Consider the following 19873-nt stretch of genomic DNA (forward strand, 5'->3'; position numbering starts at 1 on the left):
TCATGCGAAAGCCAGGTAGCCGAGCAGTACGCCTGATCGCGGTGCTGGCCGCGGGCACGCTGGCCGCCGGGGTGGCGGCCGGGTGTTCGAGCAAGAACCAGGTGCCGTCCATCGGCTATGCCGTCGACGCCGCCATCGCCAGCTACAACGGCGGCAGCACACTCGGCGCGAGCACCGGATCGACCGCGGTGTTCGGCCGGGTGGTCACCGGGTTCTTCTACACCGGACCGGACGGCCAGCAGGTCGCCGACACCGACTTCGGCACCGCCAAGGAGGTGCCCGGCGACGTCCAGACCATCCAGTACCGGCTCAACCCCGACGGTGTGTACTCCGACGGGGTGCCGACCTCCTGTGACGATCTGGTGCTGGCCTGGGCCGCGCGCAGCGGGCGATTCACCAAACCCGGTGACCGAGGCCAGGTTCCGCTGTTCGACGCGGCGAGCACCGCGGGCTACGCCGACATCGAGCGGGTCGACTGCCAGCCCGGTTCGCGCGACGCCACCGTGGTGTTCCGGCCGGACCGGCACTATTCGGCGTGGCGCAACCTGTTCACCGCGGGCGAGCTGATGCCCGCGCATGTCGCGGCGCGGGTGGCGAACGTGCCGAATGTGGTGTCCGCCTTGCAAACCGGTGATCCGAGCGGGCTCGGGCGGATCGCCGAATTCTGGAACACCGGCTGGAACTTCGGCTCCGGCAGCCTCGACCTGACCCGGTTTCCGTCGTCCGGGCCGTATCGGATCGAATCCTTCAGCGACAAAGACGGTTTGGTGCTGGTCGCGAACGAGCGGTGGTGGGGTAACAAGCCCGCGACCGGTCGGATCCTGGTGTGGCCCAAGAGCATCGATGTGAAGTCCAAGGTCGGTGACAGCGCCATGGGCGTCATCGATATCGGCAGCGGATCGGTGAAAGACCTGAACCTGGACGGGTTCCGGGTGCAGAACGTGCCGGGCCGCGGCGTCGAGCAGCTGGTGCTGGCGACCGGGGGAGTGTTCGGCTCGGTCGATATGCGCCGGGCGTTGGCGCTGTGCACGCCGCGCCAGGCGCTGTTCGACAAGCTCGGCAAGATGCCGGACGCGCCCAAGGATGGGCTCGGTTCGGGGCCGCTGAACGCGCATATCGTGCAGCAGGATTCGCTGTTCTACCCGTCGGTGATCGGTGCGGCGGGCAAGTTCAACGGCGGCGACGTGCAAGGCGCGACCCAGGCCGTAGCCGCGTCGCGGGCGAACAATCCGACCATTCGCATCGGCTACCTGCGGCCCGATGACCGGCGCGCGCAAACCGTGGCGATGATCACGGAGGCCTGTAAACCGGCCGGCATCACCATCGTCGACGCCGGAGCGCCCGATTTCACGCCGTCCCAGCTCAGCGAGGGCAAAGTCGACGCCATCCTGGGCAGCACCGCGTCCGCGCCCGGCCCGGCCGGATCGCTGTCCGGGGTCGCGGCGACCAGTGCGTTGCGCACCGGTAGCGGGCTCAATTTCGGTCGATTCGGTAACGGCCGTTACGATGCGATCACCGATCAGCTTGCGGCCGACGACAACTCGACCACACAGCTGAATCTGCTCACCGAAGCCGAGAACCTGCTGTGGGCGGAGTTGCCGAGTATCCCCCTGTTCGCCACCCCGCGCACCATCGCGTTCGGCGGCGGTCTGCAGAACGGGATAGCCGCACCCAACCAAGCGGGATCCGGATGGAACATGGACCGCTGGGTGCTGAAAAGGTGACAGGTGCTGTGGGTGTTGTGATGATGGAGGTGTGTCGATGAGTAAGCATGCGGCGATCGAGTCCGATGAACTAGCTGCCGATCGGACCGGCCGAGCTGCCGAAGCGGTCGAGCGTTTGACCCGCTGGCGCGACGACTTCCCCACTCCCGGAGTCCGTTTCGCCGACCTCACGCCCGTCTTCGCCGATGGCGAAGGCTTCCGCACCGTCATCGACTGCCTCGCCTCCTGCGCACCTGATGCCGACCTCGTCGCCGGCGTCGACGCCCGCGGCTTCCTGATCGGCGCGGCCGTCGCCGCCAGCCTCGGCACCGGCGTCCTCGCCGTCCGCAAGGCAGGCAAACTCCCGCCGCCCGTCCTCACCCGCGAATACCACCTCGAATACGGCACCGCCGCCCTCGAAATCCCCGCCGACGGTGTGGATCTCGCCGGCAGACGCATCCTGCTCCTCGACGACGTCCTCGCCACCGGCGGCACCTTAGCCGCCGCAGCCGACCTCTTCGCCCAAGCGGGCGCCCACGTAATCGCGGCAGCAGTTGTCCTGGAACTGACCTTCCTGAACGGCCGCGACCGCCAAGGCCCCTACCCCCTGACCTCGATCGTCAAGATCTGACATTTCGCGGTTGGTACGGGCAAACTGAATGAGAATTGGGTTGGGGTACAGCAGATGCCCTGGTCAAGAAGTGTGCTCCCCGCGCACGCGGGGACGACCTGAACGGCACAGTCGGCGGTGAACGTCGTCAATCGGCTCGTCGCACGTGTGTGGACGGTCTTCTCGATCCTTTAACAACGAAACCATCTATTAAAGTCTGATACCTTATCCTTTAATAGACTTGGCTTCTATCAAAGGATAACTGCCGATGGCCGAGTTCCTCACCGAACACTGGGCCCCTCACTTCGGCGAGGGGCTTTCGAGGCGTGACCGCCAGGGCGGGCGGTATCGACCCTTCCTACCTGACCTGCTCGCCGAGCGCCCGGTTCATGTTCCGACGGATCTTGCCCATCGGGCTGCTTCGGTCGAACGGACTGTTCGGCGGCTCAGCTGTAGCCCTGGAGCCCGCGATCTCGAGGGGATCTCGCGGTTCCTGCTGCGTTCTGAGGCAATCGCCAGTTCCATGATCGAAGGGATCGCACCTTCGCCGCAGCAGGTGGCATTGGCTGAACTCGGCCAGGAGGAAGACATCCGTGGATTCGGCGAACAGGCACGGCTGGTGGCTAACAACATCACCGTGCTGCGCCACGCGTCGACGGAGCTCGTTGATGCCGATGCGGTCACTGTCGACGACATTGTCGGGCTGCACAAGGGTCTATTGCCGAAAGAGCAGCACCACGGCCTGCGCTCGGTGCAGAACTGGATCGGCGGGTCCCACTGGAATCCGCTCGACGCGGAATTCGTCCCGCCTCCACCAGACCGAGTGCCGGAGCTCATGGACGACCTCGTCGCCTATCTGAACGGCTCTACCCACGGACCACTGCTGCAGGCTGCGCTGGTGCACGCGCAGTTCGAAACCATCCATCCCTTCACCGACGGAAACGGTCGTGTCGGTCGCGCTCTGATCCACACCGTCCTCGCGCGACGGGGTATCGCTCCACGCGCACTACTGCCCGTCAGTCTGGTTCTCGCTACCCTCAGCGACCGTTATATCGATGGACTGACCGCCTATCGGTACGCTGGAGAAGCGCTGTCGGTTTCCGCGCGGGAGGGGACCGCGATATGGCTGTCAACGTTCGTCGAAGCAGCCGCTACTGCTGCCGATCAGGCCGAACACATTGCGGCACAGGTCGATACATTGCGCCACGATTGGGCCGACCGCCTCGGCAATTGGCGTGCGGGCAACGGCCTACGCGCTGAACCGCGCGCTGGTTCGGCCAGCGCTCGAATCGTGGGCATGCTCCCGGAGGTTCCGGTGATGACAGCCCGCACGGTGCAGCGCCTATTGAGCGTCTCCTTTCCCTCAGCCCGAGATGCGTTGGAGGAGCTGGCCGATTCAGCGATTCTGACCCGCAAGACAGTTGACCGGGGAACCACCGGATACCTCGCCCGCGAAGTACTGGACCTCATCGGCTTGGCCGAACGTCGGCTCGCCAGCACCCGATTCGACACGCGGGCCAGTCCGCCGAACCGAGGGGTGCCGGCGAACCCGCGTTGAAATTCGCCTAGGCTCTCGCCGATGCTTTCCTTGCTGCGCACGATCGAACAGCTGCAATGGGGGCGGATACTGGGGGTGATGCCGGAGCAAAGTGAATGAGAATCGGGGTCCATCCTGACAAATGTGCTGGTCAAGAAGTGTGCTCCCCGCGCACGCGGGGATCATCCAGCCACCCGTGAACAGCATGAGTGGCAGATGATGTGTTCCCCGCGGTCGTGGGGAAGAGGCGCGAGGTGCTGGATTTCTCGGTGCCTGGGGATGGGGCTGTTGTAATGCTGTTGGTGTAAGCCCGAAATCGGTTGCACCAACGACATCATCAGGGCAGTACGAGGCAGGCGGATCCGGTGTTGATGCCGTTGCCGACCAGGAGGCTGACTGCGGGGCCTGCGTAGGGGGGCTGGTTGGCGTAGATGTGGTGCCAGCCGGGTTGGGTGGGGGTCCAGCTGACGATGGCTTCGCCCTTGAGGGTGTGGATGTCGAAGCTGGGGTTGATGGTGTCGCTCGGGAAGAAGGTGCCCGCGCCGGTGCTGTCGTTGAAGACGACCGGGTGGTAGTCGTCTACTGCGGCGGTGAGCGTGTATGTGCAGTTGGTGCCGTACTGGCTTGCGCCAACGCTCATTGCGGGCGAGCCGGGGCCGACATTCAGGCCGGTAACCCTGGCGGCAGCGTCGGGCGCGGTCGACAAGGTCAGGACGGCGGCGGACAGGACTGCCACGGCGGTGGTCCCGATGCCGGGTAGGGCGCGGCGAAACGTCGATGGGCGGAGCATGGGTAGGCGGCGGGCGGAATCTATGCGGGTGGTGGTCACCATGATCGAATTCCTTTCTGTCCCTTGGGTAAACGTTCCACCGTAGGTCGTGAAGTTGGCAGGGTAGAAGGTCATCGTGTCGGGGACCGGTAGGATGTATTTCTTTGTCTCTGTGCGGAATTCGGTGTCCACCGTGGGGCGATCGACGGCCTGCGCATGGTAGGTCGTGGATCGACTGCGGTGTAGCCCGGCCGTTGCGGGGCTCGGTGCGGGGGCACGTGACAGGCTGCGCGCGACTCGACTGAATCGCGATCGGCTGTCGAGTCGATCAGCGTTGCGCCGCAGGGTGTTCGATCCGGAATACCGGGTAGTCCGGGGCGATGCGCTGGTAGTCGGCCGGGGTTGCGTCGGGCCCGACCGGGATGTGCGGGCGCGCGCCGGGCGCTACTTGCAGATAGCGCCGCAGGATCGGCGGTCGGCTGTCCGGCTCGACCTCGGTTAGATGGACGTCTTCACGGCGGCCGTGGCGCAGTACCGCCTGCCCGTCGGCAGCGGCCAGATTGCGCACCCAGTTCGTGTTTTTGCCGAGCATCGACACCACGTACTGCTGGCCGTCGAGGTCGGCCAGCGCCATCGGGAACCAGATCATTTTCCCGCTGCGTCGTCCGCGAATGCCGAGGGCGGTGACTCTGTTCGGCGCGATGCCGGCGGCGAACAACCAGGCTGAGGCCCGATTCTGCAGCCGCGCAAAGAGATTGGGCCGTCCGGTGCGGTAGAGCCAGCGTAGATAATCATCGAAACCTCGCCTCGCGGTACAGATTCCGAGATCATCCTGTGCTCAGATGCTGTGGGCAGCCAGAGTCGAAGTACCACTGTCGTGAGGCAGAAGTCCATTTCCTTTGGAGGTCGGGCGTTTCAGACGGACTGTCGATGGTTAGGCGCCGGGGCGCGCGGAACCTGGACCGCGCTGGCGTTCACCAGCCGTCACGGTGGTTGTGACTGGTACGCGGTGACCGAGGGTGGGATATACGACGACGAATCCGTCGGCGTCGATGTGCAGGTCGCTGGTGAAAGATCCTGCGGCATAGCGGACTTGGGCTCCGTTCTCGGCGGTGGCGAGGTGGGTGTAGGTCTGTTTGGACGGGATCACTCGCAGGCTGGGGACCTCGACGAAGGCCATCAGGAAATCGGCGGTGCCGGGGTGCTGGTGCAGGCCGGTGCGGATGATCGGCATGGTGTTGGTCAGGGGTGAGCAGGCGAGGTCGCAGTCGCGGGCGGCGGCGAGGTCGGGGCGGGGGACACCGTCGACGGACCAGGTGTCGCCGTCGCGGCGCAGGTCCAGGGTGCGGTGTTCCGTTGCGGTAACCGAGGTGACCTGCAGGCGGGCGGTCACGGCATGCTCGTTGGTGTCCAGGGTGTAGGTCACCCAATAGGGTTCGGGGAGTTGGCCGACGGACCTGCCTTCGGCGTGCAGGCGCAGGCCGTCGAGGTCGATCCAGGACGATTCGAAGCCCGCGGTCTCCTCGACCTGCCAGAGGAGCTGGCGTCCCTTCGGCACTTCCGACTCAGTGATCATGCGACTGGATCGTATTGCCCGCGCGCCGATTCGGTGTCACAAGCCGGGTAGCCAGTCCATGGCGGCCGCACACGCGTGCAGGACGGAGACGTGGCCGTCGTCCGGTCGGCTCCACAGCTGCGCCTCGGGAAGTCGTTGCCGCAGCCAGGCAGCGTGCGCGGGTGGGACAACGCGGTCCTGCTCGCCCTGGACGAGCAGGACCGGGGCGGTGATCGCAGTCAGGTCGACGCCCCACGGCGTCACGAAGGCAACGTCATCGTCGACGAGTCCGTCGCTACCCGCGTTCCCGGCTTGCTGCGCATCCGTGCCGAGACTGGCCCACTGCCCGGAGAGGGCGTCCCAATCGGCGGAAGTGAAACTGGCCGTGTCGAATTCGGCCGTCTCCGCGTAACGCGTTCGGGCTGCGCGTCCGGCCAAGGCGGACCGCAGCCCGCCCGGCGACACCATGCCCGCGAACCAATCGAACTCGTCGGTGAAGGGCGCGAGTCCGGCCAGGGAGACCACCCCGGTGACCCGATCCGGTAGCTCGGCCGCGCAGACGAGCGCATGCGGTCCGCCGCCCGACGCGCCCATCACCGCGAATCGCTCGATGCCGAACGCATCGGCGATCTGCTCGACGTCGCGCGCCGCCGACGCGACAGTGCGCCCGGACAGCCGGGTGGAACCCCCGTAACCGGGTCGACCGTAGGACAGTAGTCGAATCCCGCGCTCGACCGCCGCTGCAAGTAACGGCTCGAGCGGCGCTCCGGTTTGCGGCGAACCATGGTGCCACACAAGAACTCCCGCGTGTCCGCCCCGCTCACTGTCGTAAGCGCGAACGACCCGCCCGTCTTGCAGTTGCACATCCCGCGACGCGACCATGCGGCCACGTTAGCGCTACGCACCGACAAGTCCCTCGCTATTTCGCGAGCCGGCGTTTGACATGGAGTGCGCTCCAACTCATAGCGTTGCTCGCGGACCAGTTCAGAACACCAGGAGGTACCGCATGATCAACGTTCACACCCGGCAGCTCGGCGAACTCACCGTCTCCGCACAGGGCCTGGGCTGCATGGGGATGAGCCACGGCTACGGCGCCACCGATGACGAACAGTCGATCGCGACGCTGCGCCACGCCCTCGACCTCGGCGTCACCCTGCTGGACACCTCCGACTTCTACGGCGTCGGACACAACGAGGAACTGATCGGCCGCGCCATCGCAGGCCGTCGCGACGAGGTGGTTCTTGCCACGAAGTTCGGCTTCGCCAACCGCCTGGGCGAACCGACGCGGATTCGCGGCGACGCGGAATACGTGCGGCAGGCGTGCGACGCGTCGCTGCGCAGGCTCGGTGTCGACCACATCGACCTCTACTACCAGCACCGCGTCGACCCGCAGGTGCCGATCGAGGAGACCGTCGGCGCCATGGCCGAATTGGTGCAGGCGGGAAAGGTCCGGCAGCTCGGACTATCCGAGGCCGGTACCCAAACCCTGCGGCGGGCGCACGCGGTGCATCCGATCGCCGCATTGCAGAGCGAGTGGTCAGTGTGGACCCGCGATCTGGAGGCGGAGATCGCCCCGGTCGCCCGCGAGCTCGGCATCGGTCTCGTCCCGTTCTCCCCGCTCGGGCGCGGTTTCCTGACCGGCCGATACAACTCGGTCGAGGGCATGGCCGAGAACGACGTGCGGCGTACCCAGCCGCGTTTCGCCGACGGCAACCTGGAACGGAACCTGGCGATCGTCGCGAAGCTGAACGAACTGGCCGAGGCGAAGGGCGTCACCGCCGGTCAGCTCGCCCTGGCCTGGGTGCAGCACCGCGGCGAGGACGTGGTGCCGATCCCCGGCACCCGGCGTCAGCGGTACCTGGAGGAGAACCTCGCGGCCCTGGCCATCGAGCTGTCCGCCGCGGATCTCGCCGCCATCGAGGCCGCCGCCCCGGCCGAGCAGATCGCGGGCACCCGCTACGACGCGACCAGTCTCACCTTCACTAATGGCTGAGCTGTGTTTCGGAATGATTCCGGAGCGTCGTCCCGATAGGGCCGATTGCGTTGGCGTTCGGCGGTCGGACTGCAAGGATCTGGCGCGTGAGTGTTGCGCCGCCGATGCGGCAGGTCAGAGCTGACTACGACACGGCGACCGTGGTTGTCTATCAAGCCTATCCGGCGGACATCGCCGAGGCTGCCGTCGCCGCAGGGACTTTCGTCGATCCGTTCGAGCGGGACCGGATGACGTGGATCAAGCCGTCTTTCCTATGGATGATGTATCGCTGTGGATGGGCGACCAAGCCGGGGCAGGAGCGGGTGCTGGCGGTGTCGATCACCCGCGCCGGATTCGAGTGGGCGCTGCGGCAGTCGTGCCTGAGTCACTATGTGCCGGAGATGTATTCGGATCGGCAGGTGTGGATGGCGCGGCTACGCGTGAGTCCTGTTCGCATTCAATGGGATCCGGAGCGGGACCTGCATCACCGGCCGCTGGCGCATCGGTCGCTGCAGGTCGGACTCGGCGGTCCGGCGGTGGGGCTTTACGTCGATCAGTGGATCACAGGTATTCGTGATATCACCGCTCAGGCGCAGCGGATCGGGCAGCTGGTGGCCGACGGGAAACTCGAGGCGGCCGCGCGTGCGCTGCCGGTCGAGCGGCCCTATCCGCTCACCCCGGAGATCGCCGGTGTGATCGGGGCCGGGTAGATCCGGGACTCTAAAAGCGGCTGTGAGCGGGTGTGATTCAAATATCACTGGCATTCGCCGCGAAAGTGTGGTTAATCTAGATGAGTCTTGTTCCCGTTGATCGGAGTCATGCAGTTGAACTCATGAGGTAGCCACTCGGGCGGTCCGCAGTCGCGCGCCGCGTACCCGTAGGAAACCTCTGGAGTCACCATGGCAATTCTGTCATTTTCCGATCTCACTTTCGCCTGGCCGGACGGCACACCTGTGTTCGAAGGGCTCGACGGCGGCCTCGGCCCCGGGCACATCGGCCTGGTCGGCCGCAACGGCGCGGGCAAATCCACGCTGCTGCGGCTCATTGTCGGCGAGCTCACTCCCGCCCGTGGTTCGATCACGGTCACCGGTCATCTCGGCTACCTGCGGCAGGACCTCGGTCTCGCCGCAGGGCAACGAGTCGACGCGGTGCTCGGCATCGCGGAAACCCGGAAAGCCTTGCACCGCATCGAATCCGGTAGCGCCGCGGAGTCCGACTTCGACATCGTCGGCAATCGCTGGGACGTCGAGGAACGAGCGATCGCCCTGCTCGGGCGGCTCGGCCTGCACTACGTCGCCGACTCGGCCGAACAGCTGGATCGCCGACTGGAGACCCTCTCCGGCGGCGAGACGACGCTGCTCGGACTGGTCGCCGAACTGCTGGCCGAACCGGAGATCCTGCTGCTGGACGAGCCGACGAACAACCTGGATCAGCTTGCCCGCGAACGGCTTTACGAGGTGGTCGCGCAATTCTCCGGCACCGTACTGACGGTCAGTCACGACCGTGAGCTGCTGGAGCGAATGAGCACCATCGCGGAGCTGCGACACGGCGAACTGCGCATGTTCGGCGGCAATTTCAGCGAGTACGAGCGGATCATCGAGGCCGAGCAGGAAGCGGCACAGGCGGCGATCCGCGACGCGCGCAGCGATGTGAAGAAGCAGGCGCGCGAACTCGTCGAGACGCGGATCAAGCTGGATCGCCGGATGCGCTACGGGCAGAAGATGTGGGACACCAAGCGAGAGCCGAAAATCATTATGGCCCAACGTAAACGGCAGGCACAGGTGTCGGCGGGCAAGCTGCGCAACCAGCACATCGGCAAGCTGGAGACGGCCAAGGACCAGCTCCAGCAGGCCGAGGAGTTGTTGCGTGACGATCGGGAGATCCGCGTGGATCTGCCCGATACGCGGCTCTATCCCGGCCAGGACGTGATCGACCTGGACGAGGTGGAGTTGGCCTGTGGGCCAACGGTTTCGCTGCGAGTCAGCGGGCCGGAGCGGATCGCGTTGACCGGACGCAACGGCGTTGGCAAAACCACGCTGCTGCGCCGGATCTCGGCCGCGCGCCCGAAGGTGCCGTGGCGGATGCTGCCGCAACGCCTCGACATCTTCGACGAGCAACGGTCGGTGTTCGAGAACGTCGCGTCGACGGCGCCACACGCGTCGCCGGAACAGATCCGAGCCCAGTTGGCTCGCTTCCTGTTTCGCGGCACCGACGCCGATATCGCGGTTGCGGCGCTGTCCGGCGGCGAACGGCTCAGGGCGGCACTGGCCATGCTGCTGCTCGCCGACCCGGCCCCGAAGTTGTTGCTGCTCGACGAGCCGACCAACAACCTCGACCTGCCCAGCCTCGAGCACCTCACCCAGGCGCTGGCCAGTTTCGAGGGTGCGCTGATCGTGGTCAGTCATGATCCGCGCTTCCTCGACGACATCGGCCTGACGAGGCGGGTCGAGCTCACGTCCGACGGGCTGAGTGAGGTTGTGGATCTTTAGTGGGCTGCGGAAATTCGCACGCCCCTTGGTCTCTCGCACATGCGATTGCGGTGCGCCTGATCAAGGGGTGTGCGATAGCAACTTATTCCTAGCGGACGCGCGGTGAGGTTCGTTACGCTGCGCAGATGGTGCCCTTGTCGCACGCCGCAGCGTTTGCCGTTGCGGCGCTTGTCATCATCGTGATTCCCGGCCCGAATGTCCTGTTCGCGATCGGTCGCGCGCTGGCGCACGGCCGTCGTGCCGCAGTGGTGTCGGTGCTCGGCTCGATGGCGGGTACCGCCGTTCCGGTGATCGGTGTGGCGGTCGGCCTCGGCGCGATTCTCGCCGCCTCCGCAATCCTGATGACGATCGTCAAGGTCATCGGCGCTGGTTACCTGATCTACCTGGGGGCCATGGCGATTCGGGACCGCAAGAAGCTGACGCTCGCACTTCGATCGGCCGACGTCGAGCCGTCGACGGGGCGCATGCTCCGGCAGGGTTTCGTCGTCGGCGCGACCAATCCCAAGACCATCGTGTTCTTCGCCGCCGTGCTGCCGCAGTTCGCCGCGCCGGAAGCCGGTGCGTTGCCTGTGCAGTTCCTGACTCTCGGCGCGATCGCCATCACCATCCAACTATTTTCGGACACCGCATGGGCCATGGCCGCGGGCACCGCGCGGAGCTGGTTCGCGCGCTCACCGCGTCGGCTGGAGGCGATCGGCGGCACCGGCGGGCTGATGATCATGGGCGTCGGCGCGAGCGTGGCGTTCAGCGGGAGCAACTGATCGTCAGTCGAGTTCGGCCACCAGCTTTTTCGGGGCTACCTTGCGGAAGGCGTCGTGGATGATCTCGGCGAACTCGGTCCAGTCGGGGTCGACGTCCAGTCGGACGCCGAGCCAGCCGCTGTGGCCGACGTATGGCGGTCTGAAGAATCGTTCGGGTTCGGCGTCGACCAGTTCGGCCTGCACGCCCTCGGGGGCGGGGCACCAGATGGTCGGGCCCGGCTCGTCGTAACCGCCGTTGATGTATTTGACGAACGAGGTTTTCGAGCGCACGAAGAAGGTGGGGCAGCCGTGGCTGAGCCGTTCGCTGCACTCCGGTAGGTCCAGGCAGATCGCGCGGATCCGCGGCAACGGGTCCATGCACGCAGTCTACGGTGCGGGCGTGCGGCGCATGGCCCTTCGCAGTACGCCGGGGTGCCTGATCAGGCCGGGAGCAAGCCATACCGCGAGCGCGGTGAGGGTCAGCCACGGTCGCAGGTGCGGGTTCAGCTTGCGGATGCGGCCGTCGTCGGCGAGTTCGAGCACGAGGGCTTCGGTCATCCCGAATGGTCCGATCGCAGCCTCCGCCAGCAGCACTCGCCGGGTTCCGTTACCGATCTGTTCGGTCCATCGCAGGTCGGAGAGTCCGCCGTAGACGGTGGTCAGTAGCAACCGCAGGTCGTCTTTGCCGCGGAACACCATCCGTCCCGACAGCGGTGAGGTCAGCGCGGCGTCGGGAGTCAGCGTTTCCATCATCGCGTCGAAATCGGCGGCCTTGGTCGCCGCGCAGAACCTGGCGACCGCGTCGGTCGCGGTCGCCCCTTCATCGGTTGCCGTGTGCATGGCACCGAACCTAGCCGTAGTCACTTGCAAAAAGCAATGGACTAGGTTGGGTGGATGCCCAAGGCCGCCCTGTCCGACATCGTTTGCTCGATCGCGCGCACGCTGGACGCGATCGGGGAGCGGTGGACGCCGCTGATCCTGCGCGACCTGTTCGTCGGGTTGACGCGGTTCGAGGACCTTCGACGCGATCTCGGCATCGCGTCCAATGTGCTCGCCACGCGGCTCGACGCGCTACAGGCGCACGGCATCGTGGAAACCCGGGTGTACCAGTCGAATCCGGTGCGGCACGAGTATCTGCTCACCGCTAAGGGGCGCGATCTGTATCCGGTGCTGACCATGCTGGTGGCCTGGGGGGACACCTGGCTCGCCGGGCCCGAGGGGCCGCCTGCGTTGGTCGTGCACGACGACTGCGGGAAAGTCACTGCGGGAGTGGTGGTTTGCCGGGAGTGTGGATCGGAGATGACTGCGGACAACGTGAGGTTCCATCAAGGTCCTGGCGGGCACCGCGGTCCAGGCACGATGCTCGTCGGCGACCATATGGTGGCGCCGACCTGAGGGTTGAGCGGGATTCTCCGCTCATCCGATCGGTCAGTTGACCGAGACGGCCTCGGCATGGGTGGCCGCGACCAGCTCCTGGAAGGTGGTCGAGAAGACCGTGTGCGGGTGTCCGGCTGCGGCCCAGATCTCCGGCTGATCGGCCAGCGTTTTATCGATCAATGTCCTGATCGGCGTGGGATGCCCCAGCGGAGCCACCCCGCCGATCGCCTGGCCGGTGTGTGCCCGGACGAATTCAGCGCTGGCACGCGACAACTCGGCGATGCCGAGGTGCGCGGCGACCTTGCCGGTATCCACCCGGTGCGCGCCGCTGGTGAGTACCAGCAGCGGCGCGCCCGCGGCATCGAAGATGAGGCTGTTGGCGATCGCGGCGACGGAGCAGCCGAGCTGTTCGGCCGCGGCGGCCGCGGTCGGGGCGGTCGCCGGCAGTACCCGCACCCGCGGCGTCACGCCGGCCGCGCGCAGGGCGGCCTCGACGGCGAGCACGGTCGGCTTCCTGGCGATGTCGTCCATGGCGGCGATCCTAAACCGCCACTACCGTCAGGAGCCTGCGATTTTCTGGGCGAGCTCACCCCGCGGCGACGATCTCGACTTCGACCAGCCAGTCGTTGTCGAGGGTCTGCACCACGATCGCCGTCGTCGGGACGGCCCGTCCGCCCAGCGCCGCGACCCGGGCGGCGGCGTTGGCCTCGGCGTCGGAGGCGTCACGCAGGTAGCTGGTGAGGCGGACGATGTTGTCGACGGTCATGTCGGCCGAGGCGAGGATGGCGCGCAGGTTCGACCAGATCAGTTCGAGTTGCTCGGTGAGCGTCTCGGCCGGCTTGCCGTCCGGATCGAGACCCATTGTGCCAGAGACGAATAGCAGTCGTTGGGCACCTCGGACCTCCATGGCGTGCACGTAGTCGTCGGCGGCGGCGTAGATACCTTCGGTCGGATTGTGCTGTAGGAGATCCACCCTCCCGATCTTGCCAGGGAACCGGGTTTACCGAGGGGATTCCTTGACGCCCGTAGTTTTAGTCGCTTACACTAAAACTAGCTTCACGAGAGGAAGTGATCACATGGGATACGGAAATTGGGATGACACCGCCTACCGGGCGGCCAAGACCTTCCGCGCCAGCCGGGGCCTCGACGACTTCGGATACACCGCCGAAATGCGTTCTGTGCCATACCTGGACTGGCAGGCGCACCCGACCCTGGACCCGCTCGGCGTCACCGTGCGGGAATGCCGGGATTCGGCCGACCACGGAAATTCGCTGCCCATCGCGGTGTTGTTCGACGTCACCGGGTCGATGGGGCGGGTGCCGCGGATCATGCAGAGCAAGCTCGGCAAGCTGCACGGACTGCTGCAGCGCAAGGGATACGCGGACGACCCGCAGATCCTGTTCGGCGCCATCGGCGATGCCGACACCGACCGAGTTCCGTTGCAGGTCGGGCAGTTCGAGTCCGACAACCGGATGGACGAGCAGTTGCGCGCGATCCTGCTGGAGGGCGGCGGTGGCGGGCAGAAGTCCGAAAGTTATGAACTGGCCGGATATTTCATGGCCACCCACATCGTCACCGACGCCTGGGAGAAGCGCGGCAAGAAAGGCTACCTGTTCCTGATCGGCGACGAGCTGAACAAGCCGAAACTGGCCTCGCGGCACATCCGCAGCGTCATCGGTGACAGTGTGCGGCGCGATGTTTCGGTGGAATCCATCTACCGCGAGCTCGCCGAGCGCTGGCACATCTACTACATCCTGCCGAATCAGTCGAACTACTACGACGATCCGGAGATCGCCGAGCACTGGCGGGGATTGCTCGGCCAGAGCTTTCTGAAGCTCGACGATCCGGCGGCGGTGTGCGAACTCATCGCGCTGACAATCGGATTGGCGGAAGGGCGAGTCGACGTGGACGCCGGGCTCGCGGATCTGCGCGACGTAGGGTCGGTGGCCGAGGCTGCGGCCGTCGGTAAGGCGTTGGCGGCCAAGGGGCCTCGAATGCGGGCGCTGCCCAGCGGACGTCGCTGACGTGGCCAGTCGGTTCCTGAGGTCAACCGGAGTAGCACCTATCGGATCGCGTCGCTGCGGGCGGTCGGTTGTCGTGCGGGGGCCACCGGTTCGGCTCGCGATAGGTGGTGGTGGGCGAGATGGGAAGTGTGCGACCGGGTCGCGGCAGCACTTGCCGGGTCGTGGTGGTGCGGGCCGGTCGGTTGTCGTGCGGGGCCACCGGTTCGGGATGCGATAGGTGGTGGTGGGTGAGATGGGCGGTGTGCGACCGGGTCGCGGCGGCACTTGCCGGATCGCCGTGGTGCGAGTGATCTGTTGCCGTGCGGCGACTACCAGCTCGGGATTGGTGACATCTGACGAGATAGGAAGGAGTGCAACATGTTTCGGTCGCACGTTGTGGTGGTCGACCTCGGTTTCGGCGATGCCGGGAAAGGGGCGACGGTCGATTGGTTGTGCTCTGCGGAGGCGGGGCTCGATGTTTCGGCCGTGGTGCGGTTCAACGGGGGAGCGCAGGCTGCGCACAATGTGATCGCCGAGGGGCGGCATCACACGTTCGCGCAGTTCGGGTCCGGGACCTTCTCCGGTGTGCCGACGTTGCTGTCGCAACACGTGCTGGTCGAGCCGATCGCGCTGGCCGGGGAGGCACGGCAGTTGGCAACCCTTGGTGTACCGGATCCGTTGGCGCTGTTGTACATCGACGGCCGGGCGCTGCTCACCACGCCGATCCACATCGCCGCCAACCGTGCCCGCGAGGACGCGAGGGGTTCCTCGCGGCACGGTTCGTGTGGACGGGGGATCGGCGAAACCGCGGCCTACGCACTGGACCACGATGCGCCGACCGTCTCGGATTGCTTGCGCCCCAGGGTTCTTCGCGACAAACTCCAGGCGCTCGCCGCGCACTACGGTGCGCTGATCGCCCCGAGTGAACATCGTTACGAGCCGATCGACACCCTGGTCGATATGTATCAGGAGTTCGCCGCCGCCGTCCGCATCGTCGGCGGCGAACAACTCGCCCACTTCGCTCGACGCGGTCGACTGGTGTTCGAAGGTGCCCAAGGCGTGCTCTTGGACGAATGGCGTGGGTTCCATCCACACACCACCTGGTCCACCGTAGAACCACGCAATGCTCGCGCCATGCTGTCCGAAATCGGCTCCGCCGGTTACGTTCTCGGCGTCAGCCGCACCTACATGACTCGCCACGGCGCAGGCCCACTGCCCACCGAGGACCGCGCGCTCGACTTCCCCGAGCCACACAACACCACCGGCCGCTACCAAGGCGAATTCCGCCTAGGCCACCTCGACCCGATCCTGCTGCGTTACGCCATCGCGGTATCCGGCGGCGTAGACGGGCTCGCCCTGACCCACCTGGACACCCAGGGAACCCGTTACGCGGCAACGGAATACGCCACCGCCGACGGCCCGATCGCTCACCTCCCACCAGGCACCTGGCAAGACCTCACCCACCAACAACACCTCACCGACTTCCTGGCCACCGCCCACCCGGTACTCACCGAAATACCGGACGACGTGCTGCCCTGGCTGGCACAAACACTCGACGTCCCCGTAGTCCTGACCTCGAACGGCCCCACCCGAACCCACCGCACACCGACCACAGCAACCGTCGCCGCGGCGTGATCCCGGTATGCGCCCACGCCAGCAGGCAGGATCTGCACCTTCTCTCGGGATTTGCACTGCCTCTAGGGCCCTATAGCGAGTGCAAGTCCCGAGAGAAGGTGCAGATCTCTGGTGATACCGACAAGAGCCGCTATCGCCGCGGCAGGTGGCCACTCGCCGGACGATGGAGAATCCGCTCTCGCGGGATCCGCGCTGCCTCTCGGACCTTGTTGCCGCTGCGATCCCGAGAGGGCGCGGGTCCCTGGTGATACCGAAACTGCCGCCGAGCACCGCGCAGTACCGCTCGCGAACAGGACGTGGCGGCGTCGAGTGTCGGTGCGCGGCTCCATGATCTCCGGTTCGACGCCCGGCTCCGTGATCTCCCGTTCGACGCCCGGCCAACGATGGGGCGATGCGGTGCCGCTCGGGATTCAGTGCGGCAGGCCGGGTGCCGGTAGGCCGGAGCGGTGGTGCGGTGCGGCAGGATTGGCAGGCGTGGAGCAGTCCGTTGTTTCAGTGGATGTGGTGGCGTTGCGGTTCTGGGCCGACGACGCCGGGGTGAGCGTGGGGATCGCGCCGCGCGCGATGGCGCCGTTCACCGGGCAGTTGGCGCTACCCGGTGTGTTGCTCGGTCGCGGCGAGCGACTGGTCGGAGCCGCGCGACGGGCGGTGCACACGAAACTCGGAGTCCCCGAAGCCGCAATCGGTGCGGTCGGACAGCTGGTGACCTTCGACGAACCGAACCGCGACCCACGCGGCCCGACCCTGTCGATCGCGATGTGGGCAGTGGTCGGCCCACACGAGGGCCCCGCACAATGGATCGACTTCGACGAGGTCCCCGAGCTCGCGTTCGACCACAACCGCATAATCGACGCATCCCGCAGCCTGCTGACCGGCCTCCTATGGAAGGACCTGCCCTTCACCCAGGCCCTCCTCGGCAACGAATTCCCCGCCACCAGAGCTGTAGCAGCCACCACCGCCCTATCCGGCACCCGCCCCGACCCCGGCAACCTCAACCGAACCCTCGCCGCCCTCCCCGGCCTGGCCCGCACCACCGAACGTCGCCGCGTGAAAGCCACCGGCCGCCCCGCCGCAGTGTGGGCCTTCGGCGACGACTAGGCCGTGTCTCCCGATCGGATCATCCGGTCCACCTGAACCGCGCCAATCTGGTGTCGACCTCTTCGTCGTTGGCCTGCCACGACCAGCCCCGCAATTCGACCAGCTTTACTAGGCCGACCAGCGCCACCGGATCATCCGCGACATAGGTACCGGTGGCTACCAGCAACGCGCCCTGTTCGGTCATCCGGAAGCCCGCGGCCGCCAAGGCGAGTATCGCAGGGACCAAGGTGTTTCCGCCGTGGGCGATCTTGTGCTGCACGTCCTCCATGGTGCACACGAGCCGATCGACTCTGGTCCACCTTCGACATCCCGCCGTACCCTTCTTGATTTCCGGCACCGGGCATCGCATGCGAGTTTCGGTGCCGGAAATCATAGAGGCGTGCGTCGGTCTAGCTGGCCGGGCGTCAGCGGCTCAGCAGGGATTGGATGGCGCCGAAATCGACAGCGTTCTCCAGTGCTGTGTAGGTGCCGTGCTCGAGGAGTTCGGCGGTTGCGGTTTCGGCCAGTTTGTAGGCGGCCTGGGCTATTGCCGAGCCGACGCTGACTCGGCGTACGCCTGTTGCTGCGAGGTCGGCGATGGAAGGTGCTCCGGCGCCGGCCATTACGTTGATCGGCAGCGGGGACTTGGCGACCAGGTCGGTCAGTGTGGGCAGGTCGAGCAGGCCGGGGACGAAGAAGCTGTCAGCGCCGGCTGCGGCGTAGGCGGCGGCCCTGGTGAGGACCTCGTCGAAGCGGGTTTCCGGGGCGCCGATGCCGAACAGGTAGACGTCGGTTCGAGCGTTGATCACGAGTTCCGGCAGGCCGGCCTGCTTGGCGGCGTCGCGGGCCGCGCGCAGTCGGTCGGACTGGGCGGCGGTGTCGAACAGCGGGCCGCCGGGGGCCGTCGAATCCTCCAGGTTCACGCCGACGGCACCGGCCGCGATGGCGGCGACGACAGTGGTCGCGACATCCTCGGGAGTGGGTCCGTAGCCGCCCTCGATATCGGCGGTCACCGGGACGTCGACGACGGCGGCGATCCTGCGGATGACGCCGATCGCGTCATCCCTGGTGAGTTGCTGACCGTCGCCGGTGCCGAGCGACCAAGCGACGGCGGCACTGGTCGTCGCGATGGCCGGTGCGCCCGTTCCCGCGATCACCGCGGCGCTGGCCGCGTCCCAGGCGTTCGGCAGCACGAATAGTCCTTGCTCGTGCAGCGCCCGGAAGGCGGCCGCCGCATTGTGCTGGGTGTCGGTGATGGGCTGGATGTCCTGTGCCACGATGGCTCCTCGCGAGATCTGTCTTGCTGACCGGTCGTCTGAAGGTAACGCCGGAAACCTCCGCAGCCATCCCGATTGCGTGCCCCGAAAGTCATGTGGCAGAACGCTATCGCGGAGACTACCCGGCGGGCACCGGCGAAGTCGATCGAAAGATGCGGTGCGCGAGCAGCATTCGTCGTCGCTCGTACGGTTGGAGCCAGGATGTGCTCCGCGAGTCAACGCCGCGGCGCGTACATGATGATGGCGACGCCGACGAGGCAGATGGCCGCACCGAGGAAGTCCCAGCGGTCGGGGTGAAACTTGTCGACGAGCATGCCCCAAGCAAGCGACCCCGCGACGAAGACACCGCCGTACGCAGCGAGGATCCGACCAAAGTTCGGATCGGGTTGAAACGTCGCGACAAACCCATAAGCCCCCAGCGCAACAACCCCCGCCGCAATCCAAAGAACCCCGCGCTGCTCCCGCCACCCTTGCCACACCAACCACGCCCCACCGATCTCAGCGACAGCAGCCAACGCGAACAGCAGCAGCGAACGGACGACGGTCATGAAGCGAACTTACCGACCACCGTGCACCCCACCGGACGCGACAGCCCGGCCGAGGCAGCGATCTCCCGCCTGCATCAACGCGCCGCGCGCGAACCAGTCTCGCGCGCACATAATCGCCGACAACTTCGTACGCAGCGAGCAAGAACAAGCGCGCCGATGTCGGGTGTCGTCGACTGCAGTCAGGGCGAGCTGCAGCTGGGAGCGCCAGCACGCAGCTCCAGCGATTGCCCGCTGCGGTCAGCCTGCTGCGCGCGAACTGGCTTCGCGCGCACGGAATTGCCGGCGATTTCGTGCGCGGCGAGCAAGAACGAGCGCGCCGACGTCGGGTGTCGTCGACTGCAGTCAGGGCGAGCTGCAGTAGGGAGCGCCAGCGCGCAGCTCCAGGGATTGCCCGCTGTGGTCAGCCTGCTGCGCGCGAACTGGCTTCGTGCGCACCCGATCGCCGACAATTTCGTGCGCGGCGAACAAAAATAAGCGCGCCGACGTCGCAGTGTGCTGCGGTCAGAGCGAACAGCAGTGGGAGCGGTCGGCGATCGCCCGCCGTGTCAGCGTCGCTCACGTGCTGGCTTCGCGCGCACGGA

22 protein-coding genes are annotated in these 19873 nt (G+C 66.4%); 11 read left to right on the forward strand and 11 right to left on the reverse strand.

What is annotated here, in order from left to right; genetic code table 11:
* Positions 1-2 precede the first annotated feature (2 nt).
* The 3 genes from ABZ942_RS05210 (at position 3) to ABZ942_RS05220 (ending at position 3871) form a co-directional block, all read left to right on the forward strand.
* Positions 3-1724 carry an ABC transporter substrate-binding protein gene (locus ABZ942_RS05210; RefSeq protein ID WP_357379201.1) on the forward strand — a complete coding sequence of 574 codons (1722 nt, stop codon included), beginning with the start codon at positions 3-5 and terminating at the stop codon, positions 1722-1724.
* A 37-nt stretch (positions 1725-1761) separates the two neighbouring features.
* Positions 1762-2334, forward strand: a complete 573-nt coding sequence (locus ABZ942_RS05215) for an adenine phosphoribosyltransferase (RefSeq protein ID WP_357379203.1) — start codon at positions 1762-1764, stop codon at positions 2332-2334.
* Positions 2335-2836: 502 nt separating this feature from the next.
* A complete protein-coding gene (locus ABZ942_RS05220) occupies positions 2837-3871 on the forward strand; it encodes a Fic family protein (protein ID WP_357379205.1) in 1035 nt (344 codons plus the stop codon).
* Between the two features lie 316 nt (positions 3872-4187).
* Here ABZ942_RS05220 and ABZ942_RS05225 read toward each other — a convergent pair whose 3' ends face one another.
* From ABZ942_RS05225 to ABZ942_RS05240, 4 genes are all read right to left on the reverse strand, one after another.
* The gene (locus tag ABZ942_RS05225) at positions 4188-4682 is read right to left on the reverse strand and encodes a hypothetical protein (protein WP_357379207.1); all 495 of its coding nucleotides are present in this window, start codon (positions 4680-4682) and stop codon (positions 4188-4190) included.
* 265 nt (positions 4683-4947) lie between these two features.
* A complete protein-coding gene (locus ABZ942_RS05230; RefSeq protein ID WP_357379209.1) occupies positions 4948-5337 on the reverse strand; it encodes a nitroreductase/quinone reductase family protein in 390 nt (129 codons plus the stop codon).
* Between the two features lie 216 nt (positions 5338-5553).
* The gene (locus ABZ942_RS05235; protein WP_357379211.1) at positions 5554-6195 is read right to left on the reverse strand and encodes a putative glycolipid-binding domain-containing protein; all 642 of its coding nucleotides are present in this window, start codon (positions 6193-6195) and stop codon (positions 5554-5556) included.
* A 36-nt stretch (positions 6196-6231) separates the two neighbouring features.
* Positions 6232-7056: an alpha/beta hydrolase gene (locus tag ABZ942_RS05240; protein ID WP_357379213.1), complete on the reverse strand. Its 825-nt coding sequence runs from the start codon at positions 7054-7056 to the stop codon at positions 6232-6234.
* A gap of 124 nt (positions 7057-7180) precedes the next feature.
* Here ABZ942_RS05240 and ABZ942_RS05245 point away from each other — a divergent pair, with 124 nt between their 5' ends.
* The 4 genes from ABZ942_RS05245 (at position 7181) to ABZ942_RS05260 (ending at position 11396) form a co-directional block, all read left to right on the forward strand.
* On the forward strand, positions 7181-8167 hold the full coding sequence (locus ABZ942_RS05245; protein WP_357379215.1) for an aldo/keto reductase: 987 nt from the start codon (positions 7181-7183) through the stop codon (positions 8165-8167).
* 86 nt (positions 8168-8253) lie between these two features.
* A complete protein-coding gene (locus ABZ942_RS05250) occupies positions 8254-8856 on the forward strand; it encodes a DUF4291 domain-containing protein (RefSeq protein ID WP_357379217.1) in 603 nt (200 codons plus the stop codon).
* Positions 8857-9045: 189 nt separating this feature from the next.
* Positions 9046-10635 carry an ATP-binding cassette domain-containing protein gene (locus ABZ942_RS05255; protein WP_357379219.1) on the forward strand — a complete coding sequence of 530 codons (1590 nt, stop codon included), beginning with the start codon at positions 9046-9048 and terminating at the stop codon, positions 10633-10635.
* Between the two features lie 125 nt (positions 10636-10760).
* Positions 10761-11396 carry a LysE family translocator gene (locus ABZ942_RS05260; RefSeq protein WP_357379221.1) on the forward strand — a complete coding sequence of 212 codons (636 nt, stop codon included), beginning with the start codon at positions 10761-10763 and terminating at the stop codon, positions 11394-11396.
* A gap of 3 nt (positions 11397-11399) precedes the next feature.
* Here the strand turns inward: ABZ942_RS05260 and ABZ942_RS05265 are convergent, their stop codons facing one another.
* Both ABZ942_RS05265 and ABZ942_RS05270 read right to left on the reverse strand, forming a co-directional pair.
* On the reverse strand, positions 11400-11753 hold the full coding sequence (locus ABZ942_RS05265; RefSeq protein WP_357379223.1) for an MmcQ/YjbR family DNA-binding protein: 354 nt from the start codon (positions 11751-11753) through the stop codon (positions 11400-11402).
* A gap of 9 nt (positions 11754-11762) precedes the next feature.
* A complete protein-coding gene (locus ABZ942_RS05270; protein WP_357379225.1) occupies positions 11763-12215 on the reverse strand; it encodes a nuclear transport factor 2 family protein in 453 nt (150 codons plus the stop codon).
* 54 nt (positions 12216-12269) lie between these two features.
* Here ABZ942_RS05270 and ABZ942_RS05275 point away from each other — a divergent pair, with 54 nt between their 5' ends.
* Positions 12270-12770: a helix-turn-helix domain-containing protein gene (locus tag ABZ942_RS05275; protein WP_357379227.1), complete on the forward strand. Its 501-nt coding sequence runs from the start codon at positions 12270-12272 to the stop codon at positions 12768-12770.
* 33 nt (positions 12771-12803) lie between these two features.
* Here ABZ942_RS05275 and ABZ942_RS05280 read toward each other — a convergent pair whose 3' ends face one another.
* Both ABZ942_RS05280 and ABZ942_RS05285 read right to left on the reverse strand, forming a co-directional pair.
* Entirely contained in the window at positions 12804-13283 is a 480-nt protein-coding gene (locus ABZ942_RS05280; RefSeq protein WP_357379229.1) for a YbaK/EbsC family protein, read from the reverse strand.
* Between the two features lie 55 nt (positions 13284-13338).
* Complete coding sequence (locus ABZ942_RS05285; RefSeq protein WP_357379231.1) at positions 13339-13725, reverse strand: RidA family protein; 387 nt, start codon at positions 13723-13725, stop codon at positions 13339-13341.
* 103 nt (positions 13726-13828) lie between these two features.
* On the opposite strand from ABZ942_RS05285, the gene ABZ942_RS05290 reads away from it, so the two are divergent.
* The 3 genes from ABZ942_RS05290 to ABZ942_RS05300 all read left to right on the forward strand — a co-directional run bounded on the left by ABZ942_RS05290 (position 13829) and on the right by ABZ942_RS05300 (position 17488).
* On the forward strand, positions 13829-14776 hold the full coding sequence (locus ABZ942_RS05290; RefSeq protein ID WP_357379233.1) for a hypothetical protein: 948 nt from the start codon (positions 13829-13831) through the stop codon (positions 14774-14776).
* A 357-nt stretch (positions 14777-15133) separates the two neighbouring features.
* On the forward strand, positions 15134-16390 hold the full coding sequence (locus ABZ942_RS05295; protein WP_357379235.1) for an adenylosuccinate synthetase: 1257 nt from the start codon (positions 15134-15136) through the stop codon (positions 16388-16390).
* A gap of 474 nt (positions 16391-16864) precedes the next feature.
* Complete coding sequence (locus ABZ942_RS05300) at positions 16865-17488, forward strand: NUDIX hydrolase (RefSeq protein WP_357379237.1); 624 nt, start codon at positions 16865-16867, stop codon at positions 17486-17488.
* A gap of 19 nt (positions 17489-17507) precedes the next feature.
* On the opposite strand, the gene ABZ942_RS05305 is transcribed toward ABZ942_RS05300, so the two are convergent.
* The 3 genes from ABZ942_RS05305 to ABZ942_RS05315 form a co-directional block, all read right to left on the reverse strand.
* On the reverse strand, positions 17508-17747 hold the full coding sequence (locus ABZ942_RS05305; protein WP_357379239.1) for a hypothetical protein: 240 nt from the start codon (positions 17745-17747) through the stop codon (positions 17508-17510).
* 145 nt (positions 17748-17892) lie between these two features.
* Positions 17893-18744 carry an isocitrate lyase/phosphoenolpyruvate mutase family protein gene (locus tag ABZ942_RS05310; protein WP_357379241.1) on the reverse strand — a complete coding sequence of 284 codons (852 nt, stop codon included), beginning with the start codon at positions 18742-18744 and terminating at the stop codon, positions 17893-17895.
* 215 nt (positions 18745-18959) lie between these two features.
* Positions 18960-19292, reverse strand: a complete 333-nt coding sequence (locus ABZ942_RS05315) for a YnfA family protein (RefSeq protein WP_357379243.1) — start codon at positions 19290-19292, stop codon at positions 18960-18962.
* Between the last annotated feature and the right edge of the window lie 581 nt (positions 19293-19873).

The organism is Nocardia sp. NPDC046473 (assembly GCF_040645995.1).
Taxonomy (GTDB): domain Bacteria; phylum Actinomycetota; class Actinomycetes; order Mycobacteriales; family Mycobacteriaceae; genus Nocardia.